The organism is Pseudoalteromonas sp. S3260, assembly GCF_005886925.1.
GTDB lineage: Bacteria > Pseudomonadota > Gammaproteobacteria > Enterobacterales > Alteromonadaceae > Pseudoalteromonas > Pseudoalteromonas tetraodonis.
In genome coordinates, this window is sequence record NZ_PNCV01000108.1 from 1 (window position 1) to 14337 (window position 14337).

The window sequence follows — 14337 nt, forward strand, 5'->3', positions numbered from 1 at the left end:
AAGGTCAACAGACCCTAATAAGTTAAATTTCCTTTTTTTGATGATTTTGGCTTTTTTAATACAGTTGTAAATAGAAGATTACATTTTATTTTGTCTCTTTTATGACAAAACTATTTAAGTTTTACACAACTAGTTATATCTTGCGTGTCTCTCACGTTTGATCAGGATCATTAAGTGCTTAAAAATAAAACAATAGGTAGCATGTTAATTGTTGCAGGAACCACCATAGGTGCAGGTATGCTTGCCCTCCCCATTGCCTCTGCGGGACTGGGATTTAATACTGCAATGGTGTTAATTGTAGGGTGTTGGTTACTAATGACCTACACCGCTTTGCTTATGTTGGAACTACATCAATACGCTCCTCGCGACGCCACCTTAAATACACTGGCTAAGCTTTGGCTTGGTAAACGTGGCCAGTATGTGGCTAACTTTTCGATGATATTTTTATTTTATGCACTGTGCGCTGCTTACATAGCCGGTGGCGGTGCTCAGCTACAAGAGCGCATTAATAATGGGTTTAATCTTAGTATTGCTCCTCAATTAGGCTCCGTTATTTTAGCCGTATTGATTGCAAGCGTGGTGACTTTGGGCACTAGTAAAGTTGATAAGCTCAATCGAGTGCTGTTTAGTATAAAAATAGTGGTTTTAGCTAGCTTGTTTTATATGTTAACACCTTATGTACATGGCCAACACTTATTGGAAATGCCTGTTGAGCAAGGGCTAATACTGTCGGCTATTCCAGTGGTATTTACCTCTTTTGGCTTTCATGGCTCTATTCCTTCTATTGTTAAATATGTCGGACTTGACATAAAAACCTTGCGCAAAGTTATGATTGCAGGCGCCTCTTTACCGCTGGTTATTTATATTTTTTGGCAAGTATTAAGCCAAGGCATAATGAGCCAAGATCAATTACTACAAAGCGAAGGCTTAAGCGGGTTTGTAGCCAGTGTGGCCAATATTGCCAATAACGCCAATGTTTCTACTGCGGTAAAACTCTTTGCCGACTTAGCGCTGGCAACGTCATTTTTAGGGGTAAGCTTGGGGTTATTTGACTTTTTTGCCGACACATTCAAAAAAGCAGATACGGGCACAGATAGAATTAAAACCGCACTTATTACTTTTGTTCCTCCTCTTGGGTTTGCCTTATTTTATCCGCAAGGGTTTATTATGGCATTAGGTTATGCCGCTATTGCATTGGTGATATTGGCTGTATTTTTGCCGGTGAGTATGGTGTACAAACAGCGTCAAGGCGTTGAAAAAAGCGGTTATAAAGTACGAAGCGGTAATATTGGTTTAGCCATAGCCGCTTTGTGTGGTATTTCAATTATTAGTGCGCAATGCCTGCAAATGGCAGGGCTAATACCTGCAATAGGTTAATACCCAATAATAAGTAATACTCTATTGGCAATCCCCCCCAAACAAGAGTTTGGGGGGATTGCCATGCAAACGCTAATGTTAAAACACGATTGCTTTTCCTCTACCGCTTTGCTCTGACGCCGCATCTAATTTGCCATTATGATTAATAATCACATGCATATCACCAAAGTGGCGTTCGTCCACTGTGTAACCCATTTTTATCAACTGTTGTTTTACTGATGGCTCCAAGCCGGCATGTGCTCTGATCACATTTTTTGGCCATAACTGATGATGAAAACGCGGGCTATTTACCACATCATCGGCGCTCATATTAAATTCAATCGCGTTGAGTATTGATTGATACACCGAGCTAATAATAGTAGTGCCACCTGGCGACCCTGTTACCATTTTCACCTGATTATTACTGAGTAAAATAGTGGGGGTCATAGAGCTGAGCATACGTTTATGCGGCTGAATTTCATTTGCTTTGCCGCCAATGGCACCAAATACATTCATAACCCCGGGTTTAGCGCTAAAGTCATCCATTTCATCGTTTAAAATAAAGCCTGCGCCTTCTACCACCACACCACTACCAAAGCCTAAATTAATGGTGGTGGTATTAGCTACAGCGTTACCCATGTTATCGACAATGGAAAAGTGAGTGGTTTGCTCGCTTTCTTTTAAACCGGGTTTAATGTTTTCGGTGGTTGAAATAGCCTTTAAATCTATACTGCTACTACGGTTTTTAAGATAATTTTCTGCAAGTAGTTTTGCTGTAGGTACTTGGTAAAAATCAGGATCGCCTAAGTACTCTGCTCTATCGGCAAATACTCGCTTACCTATTTCAGCCAATAAATGCACATACCCTACTGAATTATGTTGTTGTGCAGGCGTTGGTTTTTTAAGCTCATACATTTTCAGCCATTGCAATATAGCAATGCCGCCTGAACTTGGTGGCGGTGAAGTAAGCACTTGATAGCCGTTCCAGTTAGCTTTTATAGGAGTACGAGACTTTGCGCGGTAATTTTTTAAATCGTCTTGAGTAATAATACCGCCATGTTGCTTCATAAAGTTTGCGATGATCGTTGCGGTTTCACCTTGATAAAAGCCATCTTGGCCATTATCGCGAATGCGTTTGAGTGTGGCAGCTAGCTCAGGTTGTTTAAAAAGCTTACCTGATGTAGCGCTTGCAAAATAACTGGCAAAATTTACTTTAATGTTTTTATTATTTAGATGCGCTATATAGTCCTCAATCAGCTGAGCCAACTTTTCAGGCACAACAAAGCCCTGCTCTGCTAATATTACCGCAGGTTGCACTAACGCTTTCCACGGTAACGTACCATGCTTTTTATGGGCTAACCACATTCCTGCGACACTGCCAGGCACGCCACTAGCGTGTATGCCGTAAATAGATTTATTTTCAATTACTTGCCCCTGCTCATCTAAATACATATCACGATGCGCGGCACTGGGCGCGGTTTCGCGGTAATCTATAAAATCACCTTTTCCATCTTTATGGATAAGCATAAACCCACCGCCACCAATATTACCCGCTTCGGGGAGCGTAACGGCTAATACAAACTGAGCAGCAATAGCGGCATCAACCGCGTTACCACCTTGCTCTAACACGGCTTTTGCAGCGTGGGCACTAAATGTGTCGGGCATCGCCACCGCACTTTGTTTAGCCGCTACATTAAAAAAGCCTACTTGTATTATTAAGACACTGCTAATAATTAGCTTGCGTGGTGAAAAAAGTGATCCCATCCCATATCCTTAGGTTATTTTTATACATTGATGGCAAACATTAATGCATAGTAACAAATGCTAGGTCAATATTTAGACGCTACATTTTTAAAGCTTAGGAAGTTTTAGCTCAACTGCAGGGCTTTGAATAAAGCGCAGCAGTTAAGTTTGAGCCATCCTCTGTATGAATATAATAATGTTTAAGCTGCATACCGAGTTTTTTCATAACATTAATTGAGCCAACATTTGAGGTCAGTGCTGTAGCGCTAATTGCCTTTACTTGGCGTTGTTTTTCAAGCTCTGAACAAATAGCGCCTGCCGCTTCAATAGCATACCCTTTGCCCCAACTCGCTTGCTTAAACCGCCAGCCCACTTCAATATCACTAAAATCAGGCGTATCTGAAAAAAAGCCCATCGGCCGAACAAGCACCCAGCCAATAAAAGTATTACTTTCACGCAGAGTTACTTGCCATAACCCCCACCCTTGTTGCTCGTCACGATAAGCAAGCATTCTGGGAATACTGACTGTTTTTATCTCTTCAAGCGAAGTGGGTTTACCTTGTGTTAAATACTGCATAACGGCTGGGTCTTGATCGAGCTCGTATAATTGCGGCCAATCATGTTCGTCCATTAATTTAAAACTTAATCGTGTTGTTACAGCTATGTTCATTTTCATTGTTATATAGTTACCCCTGAAATATAATTTTCTCTAAAGGAGATAGTAAATGAAGAAATTAGCAGGTTTAGCTTTATTAGGCACTTTAATTACGTTAACTGGCTGTGAAGATGCCAACGAAGTAAAACAAGATGCAAAAGAAACAAGCGCTCAAGTGAAAGAAAAGCTTGATGAAACTTGGAATGAAGTAAAGGAAAAAACCAATGAGCTTAAAAATGATGAATCATTAAATGAGCTACTTGAAGAGAGTAAAGAAATGGGCTTAGACATGTACGATGACGGCAAAGAAGTAGCTGTTGATGCATGGATTAAAAGCAAAGAAGCGGCTGGCGAGCTGACTGAAAAAACCAAGCAAAAAGCACGTGAAATTGCCGCAGAAATTGAGCAGGCACGTAAAGAACATAAAGAAGGTTAATTATTTTTAACCATAAAAAAGGTAAGCCATGGCTTACCTTTTTTGTTTTACTTTTAAAGTAAATAGACCTTGGTAATCTCTGAATAGTAAAGTCATCAGTTATTGCAATTGTGGTTCAAGTTCAATACATTGCGCTTTAGACTGACCTGCATTTACCATACCGTTTGCAATATTTGATGATATTTTTTCGTAATATGCTAACTGAACTTTTGTGTCACTATGAATATACGAAGCGTTTATTTGCTCAACCGCACTTATGTTGCTGATTTATGTGTTGTATATATTAACAGCTTTCTCTATTAACTCTTGCTCGTCAAATGTAACGGCTGCGTATACAGCTCATCGAGTTTTCCGACAGGCTAACATTAGCAGAAGTAAGCTTAACAACTTGATAGGAAAGCTTTTCCATTTCATCAAGTGCAGCCCTATTATCATTCATTGCAAAGTAATTGATTAAAACAATTACTAAAAATGCGAATACAGCGATGCTGGTCATAGCATGAATTTCTTACTTATGCTGAGGTTTTTAAAAGAGAAACCTGAAGCTATATTCATTTACTCCGTTTAATTATCAATAGTGATTATCGGCTTAAGATGCAGAAATGTTAACTTTATTTTTAACTTTAGACGCTTTTTATACATAAAGTTAAATATCGTAACATTCGTTCGTAAACACTAACAACTGAAATATAGAGTGTTCTACTCAATGATCAACATTACTCCTAAAAGAGTTGTTTAATATTTTAAATTTTAGGCACAAAAAAACCAGTGACATTGCTGTTACTGGTTTTTGTATTTGGTGCGGATGGGGGGACTTGAACCCCCACGCCCGAAAGCACTACCCCCTCAAGGTAGCGTGTCTACCAATTCCACCACATCCGCATTTTTTAAGCTATTGCTTAGTGCTAAGTCAGCATGTTTATTTGAGGGAAATAAACAACTTAACGATTTAAAACTAAATTAATTTGGTACGTCAGAGCTTTGCTCTTTAGTTGATGTTACTGGCACATCTTCTTCAATTGGAGTCACTGTTTCAACAGCTGGAGCCGCTTCTAGGTTTTCCCATTCGTCAGTCTTTTTAATTTGACCGGCAGTTAGGTTACCTAACACAATACTAAGCACAAAAAAGATTGTAGCTAGTACCGTTGTTGTTTTCGTCATGAAATTTCCAGCCCCAGAAGAACCGAAAACTGTAGACGATGCGCCGGCACCAAATGATGACCCCATGTCCGCACCTTTACCTTGTTGGATCAAAACCATACCAACAAGCGCTAAAGCTACAATTAAATACACTACTAATAAAATTTCGTACATCTTATACGGTCCCTTTTGCACTATTGCAGATAGCAGTAAATGATTCTGCTTTTAAACTTGCGCCTCCAATTAGGCCGCCGTCTATATCTGTTTGCGCAAATAATAATTCGCTATTTTTTTCATTAACGCTACCACCATATAAGATGGTTAGCCCTTGTGCTAAATCGCTATCTAGTTCAGCAATTTTGTCACGGATAAATTTGTGAACACTTTGTGCCTGTTCAGGCGATGCAGTCTTACCTGTGCCTATAGCCCAAACGGGCTCATATGCTATCACAGATTCTTTTAGTGCTGCTACACCTAATTTATTAATTACTGCGTCAATCTGCGCAGCAACTACTTGTTCTGTTTGACCGCTTTCTTGCTCTGTTTCGCTTTCGCCAACACATAAAATAGGCGTTAGACCTACTTGTTGCGCGCGAGCAAATTTTGCAGCAACGGTATCATTGCTTTCTTTATATATACTGCGTCGTTCAGAGTGACCAACCAGTACATATTTCGCACCTAGCTGCTTAATTAGCTCTGCATCTACTTCACCAGTAAACGCACCTGGGGTATTCTCAGACACTGTTTGCGTGCCTGTTGTTACACCACTTGCAATCATTGCTGGGACTAGAGGAAACGGAGGAAATAAAACAATGTTTACTTCAGAAGATTTAACATCGTTAATAGCATCAGACAGTTGTTGAACGAGTTCTAATGAACCATTCATTTTCCAGTTGCCTGCGACCATCGCTTTGCGTGCTGCCATTTTTCCACTCCACATTAGAAAGCGGGCGAGATATTAACTCGACTCGCCCAAAGTTACAAGAGGTTATTGTTATCAATCAGTTTGTTTGCTCATAGATTCGACAACCGCTGCTATTTTCTGTGCACTATCTATTACTATTTTTTCTTGCTCAGCTTCAACCATTACTCGTACTACAGGCTCAGTGCCTGATTTACGCAGTAATACGCGCCCTTTATCTGCTAAGCTTTGCTCTACTTCAGCAACTGCGGCAAGCACCTCTGGAGCTTGGGTCGGATCAGTACCGGCAGTGTAACGTACGTTAATCATTTTCATTGGGTACTTAGTAAAACCGGCTCCTAAGTCTTGAAGTGTACGGTTTTGTGCTACCATAGCCGCAAGTACTTGTAAGCTTGAGATGATGCCATCACCCGTGCTGATTAAATCTAGATTCAACACATGCCCTGAGCTTTCACCGCCAATTTTCCAGCCTTTTTGCTGCAGCAGTTCCATCACATAACGATCACCGACTTTACTGCGAGCAAAAGCAATGTTTTTTGCTTTTAACGCATTTTCAAGTCCCATATTCGACATAACCGTGCCAACAACACCACCGCCTAAATTGTCATCTTGTGCAGCTTGGCAAGCAATAATATAAACCAAATCATCACCGTCGAATACGCGGCCATTATGATCAACCATCATCACACGGTCGCCGTCGCCATCATAGGCGATACCGACATCAGCTTTGTGTTCAAGTACTTTACGCTTTAATGTGTCAACATGGGTTGCGCCACATTCATGGTTAATGTTTACACCGTTTGGCTCACATGCATGGGTGATCACCTCTGCACCAAGCTCTCGCATTACAGAAGGAGCAATATGGTATGTAGCACCATTAGCACAATCTAAAACAATTTTAATTCCTTCAAGGGATAACCCTTGTGGAAACTGGCTTTTACAAAATTCAATATAACGGCCATCAGCGCTAGATAAACGTGTTGCTTTACCTAACTTGTCAGAAGCAACACAGGTCATAGGCTCGTCAAGCATCGCTTCAATTTGTAGCTCTACCTCATCATCTAACTTTAAACCTTGGCCATTGAAAAACTTAATGCCGTTATCATAATAAGGATTATGTGATGCGCTGATCACTATCCCCGCTTCAGCGCGAAACGTTTGCGCTAAATAAGCAACTGCAGGCGTTGGCATGGGCCCTAAAAGAATAACATCAATACCTGCTGCAATTAATCCAGCCTCTAGGGCAGTCTCCAGCATGTAACCTGAAATACGAGTGTCTTTACCTATAATGACTTTTTTAGTGCCATGAAGTGAGAGTACACGCCCTGCGGCCCAACCCAATTTCATCGCAAACTCTGGGTTAATAGGACCTTGACCTACTAAACCACGCACACCGTCCGTGCCAAAATATTTTCTTTCTTTCATTTAAAGTACTCCTTGTTTGCAGGCTTGATATACGCCAAGCACATCTGCGGTTTCTTTTACATCATGCACACGAATAATGTGTGCACCGTTTTGTGCGGCGATCAGTGCTCCAGCTAAACTGCCTGCCAATCTATCGTCTGTGTCTCTATTTAATAATTTACCAATCATTGACTTACGCGATAATCCCGCGAGCAAAGGAAGTCCCAATTTTGCATAATCGTTAAATTGAGCCAATATTTGATAATTATGCTTTAGTGTTTTTCCAAAACCAAAACCAGGATCTAAAATTAACTGGCTTTGTTTAATGCCAGCAGCTTCACATGCGGCTATTCGCTGGCTAAAAAAATCATTTATCTCACCCGCTAAGTCATTATAGTGAGGAGCGTGTTGCATACTACGAGGTTGTCCTTGCATATGCATTAAGCACACTGCGACCTCAGGAAACTGTGCAACCACATCGATTGCGCCGGGCTCTTGCAATGCCCGTACGTCGTTGACAATATCAGCACCGGCTTCAATCGCTTGGCGCATCACCTCGGCTTTACTGGTATCGATTGAAATAACGCAGTCACTTTGCTCACGAATAGCTTTAATAATAGGAATAACACGCTTTAACTCATCTTCAAGGCTAACATCAGGTGCGCCTGGGCGTGTTGACTCGCCACCGATATCTAAAATGGTCGCACCATCATCAAGTAGTTGCATCGCATGACTCAGCGCGGCAGTTGTATTTAAGAACTGACCGCCATCAGAAAATGAATCAGGGGTAACATTCACGATCCCCATAATCACAGGCTCTGCAAAATCAAGCGTTCGGCCGCGCGCAAGGTTAATTTTATTATTCATTGCTAACCTTAATATGTGATAATTTTGGTTATTAACATCAAACTGATACAAAAAAGCCCCGAACTTCGGGGCTTTTGGATACGTTATTTTAACGATTATTCAGCTTTATCATCAAGGTTTGTTTCATCTTTTTTAGATTCATCAGCTGGTTTTTGTACTTCATCAACTGATTTGTCTTTAGAAACATCTTCTTTTTCTGGTTTAGCTTCATGACGATCATGCGCATCACGTGGTTCACGTACAGGCTGACGAGCCATTAAATCATCAATTTGCTTCGCATCAATGGTTTCATACTTCATTAGTGCATCTTTCATTGCATGCAGAATATCAATGTTTTCTTTCAATATTGATTCTGCACGTTGATAGTTGCGGTCTGAGAATAAACGCACTTCTGAATCGATTACTTTCGCCGTCTCATCAGACATGCTCATAGAGCGACCACCGCCGCCACCCATGTACATCTCGTTTTGATCTTCAGCGTAAAGTAACGGACCTAGTTTTTCACTCAAGCCCCACTGCGTTACCATTTTACGTGCAATATCTGTAGCACGTTCGATGTCGTTACTCGCACCCGTTGTTACTTTGTCTTCACCATAGATAAGTGCTTCAGCAATTCGGCCACCGTAAAGACTTGAAATCATTGATTCTAAAAGCTCTTTAGAGTGACTAACACGATCTTGTTCTGGTAAATACATAGTCACACCTAGCGCTCGGCCACGTGGGATAATAGATACTTTATAAACTGGGTCGTGCTCTGGCACCATACGGCCAACAATAGCATGGCCCGCTTCATGATACGCCGTCATTTCTTTCTCTTGCTCACTCATCACCATGGTCTTGCGCTCAGCACCCATCATGATTTTATCTTTAGCAGCATCAAATTCAGCCATACTTACAACACGTTTATTACCACGTGCGGCATAAAGTGCAGCTTCGTTTACAAGGTTTGCTAAATCAGCACCAGAGAAGCCAGGCGTACCACGCGCAATTACTGCCGCTTCTACGTTATCGCCTAATGGCACTTTACGCATATGTACTTTAAGGATTTGCTCACGTCCACGAATATCAGGCAAGCCAACCACTACTTGACGGTCAAAACGACCAGGACGAAGTAATGCAGGGTCTAGTACGTCAGGGCGGTTAGTTGCCGCTATCACGATAATACCTTCGTTACCTTCAAAACCATCCATTTCGACAAGCATTTGGTTTAGTGTTTGCTCACGTTCGTCGTGTCCACCGCCCATGCCAGCGCCACGTTTACGCCCTACCGCATCAATTTCATCGATAAAGATTATACAAGGAGCTGCTTTTTTAGCTTGTTCGAACATGTCACGTACACGTGATGCACCTACACCTACAAACATTTCAACAAAGTCAGAACCCGAAATAGTAAAGAACGGTACTTTTGCTTCACCAGCAACAGCCTTAGCAAGTAATGTTTTACCTGTACCTGGAGGACCGACCATAAGTACGCCTTTAGGAATACTACCGCCTAATTTTTGAAACTTAGAAGGGTCACGTAAAAAGTCCACCAGCTCGGTTACATCGTCTTTGGCTTCATCACAGCCAGCTACATCAGCAAAGGTCGTTTTGACTTGATCTTCACTCATTAAGCGGGCTTTACTTTTACCAAATGACATGGCGCCTTTGCCACCGCCACCTTGCATCTGACGCATGAAGAAAATCCACACACCAATAAGCAGGATCATAGGGAACCAAGAAATAAAAATGCTTGCTAAAAACGATTGTTCTTCAGGTTTAACACCTTTAACGTTCACATCGCTTTTTAACAAATCATTCAAAATGTCTTTGTCATAAATAGGCATAATGGTTTGAAAACGCTCGCCACTATTTTTTATGCCAGTAATTGTGCCACTACCACTTTCAATAGACACTTCTTGTATAGAGCCGCTACGGGCGTCTTTTACAAATTGACTGTAACTTGTTTGACGATCAACTTGATCGCCGCCATTAAAGCTCTGAAATACTGACATAAGCACTACTGCAATAACCAGCCAGAGTATTAGATTTTTCGCCATATCGCTCAAGGGGTTAACCTCTTGTATCCAATTAATTTAAATTCAACTAAACGCCAAGCAACTGTACTACAGTTTGTATCCAGTCGCTACTATATATACTTCCCGAGAACGGGGACGCGAGGCATCCGGTTTACGTATCTTCACTGCTTTAAAACTATTACGTACATCTTGCAAATATTGATCAAAGCCTTCACCTTGGAATACTTTAACAATAAACGCGCCATTTTTCTTTAAAACTTGGTTGCACATATCAAGTGCAAGCTCAACCAAGTACATGCTGCCTGCCTGATCAACCGAGTTATTGCCACTCATGTTAGGTGCCATATCAGACAATACCACATCTACATTTTTACCATCAATGCGTTTTAACAATGCATCAAGTACCGCTTCTTCACGAAAATCGCCTTGTAAAAAGTCAACGCCCGCTAAAGAGTCCATAGGTAAAATATCACACGCAACCACTTGGCCTTTGTCACCCACTTTTTCAGCTAAGTATTGTGACCAACTCCCTGGGGCTGCGCCTAAATCAACAACGGTCATCGCTGGGCGCAATAACTTATCTTTGTTTTGGATTTCGTCTAATTTGAAAACAGCTCGAGAGCGCCAGCCTTTTTTTTGCGCTTCTTGAACATATTTATCATCAAAATGTTCTTTAAGCCAACGTTGTGAACTGGCTGACTGTTTTTTATTTGTCATAAATTAACACGCAACTAATTAGTAATATTCTCTAGATGGCGTTAGAATACCCTTAATTCAAGCCATATTCAGCAAAATTTGTAATATCATGACATTATCAAACAAACAAAAGCAGTTTTTAAAAGGTCAGGCGCATAGCCTTAAGCCTGTAGTTTTACTAGGTTCTAACGGTTTAACCGAAGGCGTAGTAGTTGAAATCCAAAGCGCACTAGAAATTCACGAATTAATTAAAGTGAAGGTGCCAACAGACGATCGTGAAACCAAAAAGCTTATTTTTGATGCTATTGTTCGCGAAACAGGGGCTACTAAATTACAGACTATCGGTCATACGATTGTGCTTTATCGTCAAAGCCCTGAGAAAAAAATTCAATTACCTCGTGGCTAATAAGCCATTTAAAGGTAAAACAAAAAAACCAGCCATTGCTGGTTTTTTTATGCCTGCTTAAAAACCCATTGTCAGCGTTTTAACTTCATAACTATTATTTTCTAGCTTACTCACTAAATAATAATGCCCGTACTGACTCTCATCCATACTTTCAATAGCTTGGTTACTCAACAATGAAGCCAACTGCGGTGTGGTATTACTATGCCCTATTACTACCACAACGCCATTTTGTGCTAATAATTGTTTTTTCAATGTCATTAGCTCAGCAGCATCATAGGTAATAACTTTAATATTATAATACGCGGCTAATGGCGCTGCCGTGTTTAGGGTACGGTTATAGTTACTGCTGAATAACGTTATGTTTGGATAGGTGTTAACTAACGAAACCAAATGCTCAGCACGCGCTTGGCCTTGGGCAGTTAGAAATGGATTTTCCCCTGTTTGTTTTTCGCTATGTCGAAACAAGTAAACCTGTTCAGGGGCAGAAAAGGCGGGTTGGCAAATAAGTAATAATGCTATTAACAATGTTTTTATGTGGGCGTTCATTATTGCTTCTCTCGTTTATATGCTAATAGGCGATTTATAAACTCAGTTGTAAGCTCATTTATGAGTCCAGTTTCTGCATTTAAAATCAAACTAAAGCCTACATTTAAGTGCGGAAAAACCACTAAGTCACTGCGGTAGCCTTGCACCCAACCACTGTGGTAATAAAGCGTCTCATCATCATAATCATACACACGCCAGCCTAGCCCATAGTAGGCTTCGTTCATGTACTCTCGCCATACTCGTCTGTAGCGTTCTTTTTTAGTATGTGTATAAGGACGCGTTTGCGTGGCCAATGCATCTAAGGATAATACCGATGGATATTGCCCTAATTGTGCATTTAACCAAATAGCCATATCTGACGCGCTGGCGTTTACCCCAGCCGCCGGAGCGACTTTATAATAATTCTTTTTCAAACGGGCACTGTACCAACGCTTTTTCCCACGCACATGAGGGTGTGCGTAGTTACTATCTTGCACCATGGCATCGTAGCCTAAGCTTGCATCGTTCATTTTTAGAGGGATAAAAAATGCGTCATTGAGCCACTGAGTATAAGTTTTGTTGGTGCTTTTTAAAATCACGTCATCAATTAAACTAAACATGACATTTTGATAGCCATAACAGTCACCGGGTTCGCATATGGGTTTTACACTTAATAGCTTTTCTACAATATCGCTATACCCCATTCGCGATTCGATTAAATTATCGTATGCATTCGGTACTAGCCCACTAGAATGGCTTAAAATATGAAAAACCTTTAAATCATCTTTGTAGTCGGTTTGTTTAAATTCAGGAATGTAATGACTAACAGGAAAATACAAATTAAGTTGTTCTTCATTTGCAAGTTTTGCCGCTAACGACCCTGCAAACGTTTTAGATACTGAGGCCAAACGAAACCGAGTGTGTGGATTAATTTTTTGCCCACTGCGCACTTTGGTATGCCCCATAGTATGTATATAGTCACGCGCTTGTGCGTTGACGATGGAAAGCGCTCCGCCCGGAATCTTTTTTACTTTTAGTTTTTTTTCTACGTAGCGTCCATAATTTTTAACAAAAGCATCCCAGTCAGGATCTGTGCTTGCGCTGGCCTGTAAATGCGTCCCTAAAATACATAAAGCAAAAAAATAAAAGGGTAAGGAGTTAAAATACTTCATTCTTAGCTAATTTTTCTTTTTTAGTCATAATCAGCCTCTATAATATCATGAACTTTTGCTCGGACTAACGTACAATATGTTCTATTAATGGCTTTTGAGTGGATGTAAAATATTTATGCGTTTTTTAGTTGTATCACTTTTTATTGTATTAGCTTCAGGTTGTGCCGTAGTTAAGCAGCCTGCAGAACCTTTAGCAATGCCTGCAAAACCTTTGCTTAAGAGTCAAACTTACCAACTTAAATATGAAACCGAGCATGCTTCACCGAAAGTAAAATCGGTGCAGTTACCTGCACATAACATTAAAAAAAATCAGACTGTCAGAGTGATCGTAGACCGTGCAAGTGTCACCGACACATTAGTATCTCAAATTAGCCAAGCACTTAACGATAAACAACTAAAAGTTACCACAACCGATAACAGTGATTACACGTTAGCTATCCATCAAGTTGACCTTGAGTTTATAGATGATGCTAAGTACATCCTAGCGCAGCCAGAAAAACCTTATTCATTGTTTTCGAAAGTAGCACAGCAATTCCCTTCTCAACAATGCGCAAATATACTGGCACAAGTTAGTATGCGCCTTACACACAAAGCATCGGGAGATGTAGTGTGGTTTGCCAAATCATCAATAGATAGTGCAAGCTTTCACCCTGAGCCCCTAATCTACAGCTTTACTGAAGAAAAGAAGATCACTAACGAGTTAGAAGTTGTTGCGTTTATTCATAAACATAATACCGAACAGGCTCGGCTTAAGCGTGCTGAACTTAAAAATGAAGTAACGGCCCCTGCTTATAAAACCATTACTAAACTGAGTCGTTTAACTAAATTAAATGGGCCATGTACACGTACTGAGATCAGCGCGTTAACTCCCATGATGCAATTTTACTTAAGCAGTATACTTATCGATAAAATTAAAGTTCAGTAGTTGCAGGACGACCGCTACATTTTTTTACAGATTTAGCCAAGAGTTTGAGAATATACTAGGGTCTGTTGACCT

The 14337-nt window shown here is 40.7% G+C and carries 15 protein-coding genes and 1 tRNA gene; 4 read left to right on the forward strand and 12 right to left on the reverse strand.

Annotation, left to right across the window (positions count from 1 at the left end):
* Window positions 1–174: 174 nt before the first annotated feature.
* The gene (locus CWC14_RS15320; protein WP_138563722.1) at window positions 175–1377 is read left to right on the forward strand and encodes an aromatic amino acid transport family protein; all 1203 of its coding nucleotides are present in this window, start codon (window positions 175–177) and stop codon (window positions 1375–1377) included.
* Between the two features lie 78 nt (window positions 1378–1455).
* On the opposite strand, the gene ggt is transcribed toward CWC14_RS15320, so the two are convergent.
* Entirely contained in the window at window positions 1456–3120 is a 1665-nt protein-coding gene (gene ggt, locus CWC14_RS15325) for a gamma-glutamyltransferase (protein WP_138563724.1), read from the reverse strand.
* 109 nt (window positions 3121–3229) lie between these two features.
* On the reverse strand, window positions 3230–3775 hold the full coding sequence (locus tag CWC14_RS15330) for a GNAT family N-acetyltransferase (RefSeq protein WP_138563726.1): 546 nt from the start codon (window positions 3773–3775) through the stop codon (window positions 3230–3232).
* Between the two features lie 49 nt (window positions 3776–3824).
* Here CWC14_RS15330 and CWC14_RS15335 point away from each other — a divergent pair, with 49 nt between their 5' ends.
* A complete protein-coding gene (locus CWC14_RS15335; protein WP_013465487.1) occupies window positions 3825–4190 on the forward strand; it encodes a hypothetical protein in 366 nt (121 codons plus the stop codon).
* Between the two features lie 313 nt (window positions 4191–4503).
* Here the strand turns inward: CWC14_RS15335 and CWC14_RS15340 are convergent, their stop codons facing one another.
* The 8 genes from CWC14_RS15340 to rlmE all read right to left on the reverse strand — a co-directional run bounded on the left by CWC14_RS15340 (window position 4504) and on the right by rlmE (window position 11258).
* Window positions 4504–4686, reverse strand: a complete 183-nt coding sequence (locus tag CWC14_RS15340) for a hypothetical protein (RefSeq protein ID WP_076923165.1) — start codon at window positions 4684–4686, stop codon at window positions 4504–4506.
* A gap of 301 nt (window positions 4687–4987) precedes the next feature.
* A tRNA-Leu gene (locus tag CWC14_RS15345) sits at window positions 4988–5072 on the reverse strand.
* A gap of 78 nt (window positions 5073–5150) precedes the next feature.
* Entirely contained in the window at window positions 5151–5504 is a 354-nt protein-coding gene (secG, locus tag CWC14_RS15350; protein WP_036981843.1) for a preprotein translocase subunit SecG, read from the reverse strand.
* Between the two features lies 1 nt (window position 5505).
* Window positions 5506–6255 (reverse strand): triose-phosphate isomerase, encoded by a 750-nt coding sequence (gene tpiA, locus CWC14_RS15355; RefSeq protein WP_036981841.1) that lies wholly within the window; start codon window positions 6253–6255, stop codon window positions 5506–5508.
* A gap of 72 nt (window positions 6256–6327) precedes the next feature.
* Window positions 6328–7677 (reverse strand): phosphoglucosamine mutase, encoded by a 1350-nt coding sequence (glmM, locus tag CWC14_RS15360; protein ID WP_013465496.1) that lies wholly within the window; start codon window positions 7675–7677, stop codon window positions 6328–6330.
* Window positions 7678–8523 (reverse strand): dihydropteroate synthase, encoded by an 846-nt coding sequence (folP, locus tag CWC14_RS15365; RefSeq protein ID WP_013465497.1) that lies wholly within the window; start codon window positions 8521–8523, stop codon window positions 7678–7680.
* 95 nt (window positions 8524–8618) lie between these two features.
* Window positions 8619–10562 carry an ATP-dependent zinc metalloprotease FtsH gene (gene ftsH, locus CWC14_RS15370; protein ID WP_138563728.1) on the reverse strand — a complete coding sequence of 648 codons (1944 nt, stop codon included), beginning with the start codon at window positions 10560–10562 and terminating at the stop codon, window positions 8619–8621.
* Window positions 10563–10628: 66 nt separating this feature from the next.
* Window positions 10629–11258 (reverse strand): 23S rRNA (uridine(2552)-2'-O)-methyltransferase RlmE, encoded by a 630-nt coding sequence (gene rlmE, locus CWC14_RS15375; RefSeq protein WP_013465499.1) that lies wholly within the window; start codon window positions 11256–11258, stop codon window positions 10629–10631.
* An 88-nt stretch (window positions 11259–11346) separates the two neighbouring features.
* On the opposite strand from rlmE, the gene yhbY reads away from it, so the two are divergent.
* Window positions 11347–11643, forward strand: coding sequence for a ribosome assembly RNA-binding protein YhbY (yhbY, locus tag CWC14_RS15380; RefSeq protein ID WP_008112687.1), 297 nt, complete (start codon window positions 11347–11349; stop codon window positions 11641–11643).
* A gap of 57 nt (window positions 11644–11700) precedes the next feature.
* Here yhbY and CWC14_RS15385 read toward each other — a convergent pair whose 3' ends face one another.
* The gene (locus CWC14_RS15385; protein WP_138563730.1) at window positions 11701–12189 is read right to left on the reverse strand and encodes a histidine phosphatase family protein; all 489 of its coding nucleotides are present in this window, start codon (window positions 12187–12189) and stop codon (window positions 11701–11703) included.
* Window positions 12189–13340 (reverse strand): serine hydrolase domain-containing protein, encoded by a 1152-nt coding sequence (locus tag CWC14_RS15390; RefSeq protein WP_138563732.1) that lies wholly within the window; start codon window positions 13338–13340, stop codon window positions 12189–12191. The genes CWC14_RS15385 and CWC14_RS15390 overlap by 1 nt, the downstream gene beginning before the upstream one ends.
* Window positions 13341–13455: 115 nt before the next feature.
* Here CWC14_RS15390 and CWC14_RS15395 point away from each other — a divergent pair, with 115 nt between their 5' ends.
* Complete coding sequence (locus CWC14_RS15395; RefSeq protein ID WP_138563734.1) at window positions 13456–14265, forward strand: hypothetical protein; 810 nt, start codon at window positions 13456–13458, stop codon at window positions 14263–14265.
* Window positions 14266–14337 lie beyond the last annotated feature (72 nt).

What these genes read in the sequence shown, in the direction of transcription:
- ggt (WP_138563724.1), bottom strand. Translation starts at nt 3,120, where the DNA reads ATGGGATCACTTTTTTCACCACGCAAGCTAATTATTAGCAGTGTCTTA.
- CWC14_RS15330 (WP_138563726.1), bottom strand. Translation starts at nt 3,775, where the DNA reads ATGAAAATGAACATAGCTGTAACAACACGATTAAGTTTTAAATTAATG.
- CWC14_RS15335 (WP_013465487.1), top strand. Translation starts at nt 3,825, where the DNA reads ATGAAGAAATTAGCAGGTTTAGCTTTATTAGGCACTTTAATTACGTTA.
- CWC14_RS15340 (WP_076923165.1), bottom strand. Translation starts at nt 4,686, where the DNA reads ATGACCAGCATCGCTGTATTCGCATTTTTAGTAATTGTTTTAATCAAT.
- secG (WP_036981843.1), bottom strand. Translation starts at nt 5,504, where the DNA reads ATGTACGAAATTTTATTAGTAGTGTATTTAATTGTAGCTTTAGCGCTT.
- tpiA (WP_036981841.1), bottom strand. Translation starts at nt 6,255, where the DNA reads ATGGCAGCACGCAAAGCGATGGTCGCAGGCAACTGGAAAATGAATGGT.
- glmM (WP_013465496.1), bottom strand. Translation starts at nt 7,677, where the DNA reads ATGAAAGAAAGAAAATATTTTGGCACGGACGGTGTGCGTGGTTTAGTA.
- folP (WP_013465497.1), bottom strand. Translation starts at nt 8,523, where the DNA reads ATGAATAATAAAATTAACCTTGCGCGCGGCCGAACGCTTGATTTTGCA.
- ftsH (WP_138563728.1), bottom strand. Translation starts at nt 10,562, where the DNA reads ATGGCGAAAAATCTAATACTCTGGCTGGTTATTGCAGTAGTGCTTATG.
- rlmE (WP_013465499.1), bottom strand. Translation starts at nt 11,258, where the DNA reads ATGACAAATAAAAAACAGTCAGCCAGTTCACAACGTTGGCTTAAAGAA.
- yhbY (WP_008112687.1), top strand. Translation starts at nt 11,347, where the DNA reads ATGACATTATCAAACAAACAAAAGCAGTTTTTAAAAGGTCAGGCGCAT.
- CWC14_RS15385 (WP_138563730.1), bottom strand. Translation starts at nt 12,189, where the DNA reads ATGAACGCCCACATAAAAACATTGTTAATAGCATTATTACTTATTTGC.
- CWC14_RS15390 (WP_138563732.1), bottom strand. Translation starts at nt 13,340, where the DNA reads ATGAAGTATTTTAACTCCTTACCCTTTTATTTTTTTGCTTTATGTATT.
- CWC14_RS15395 (WP_138563734.1), top strand. Translation starts at nt 13,456, where the DNA reads ATGCGTTTTTTAGTTGTATCACTTTTTATTGTATTAGCTTCAGGTTGT.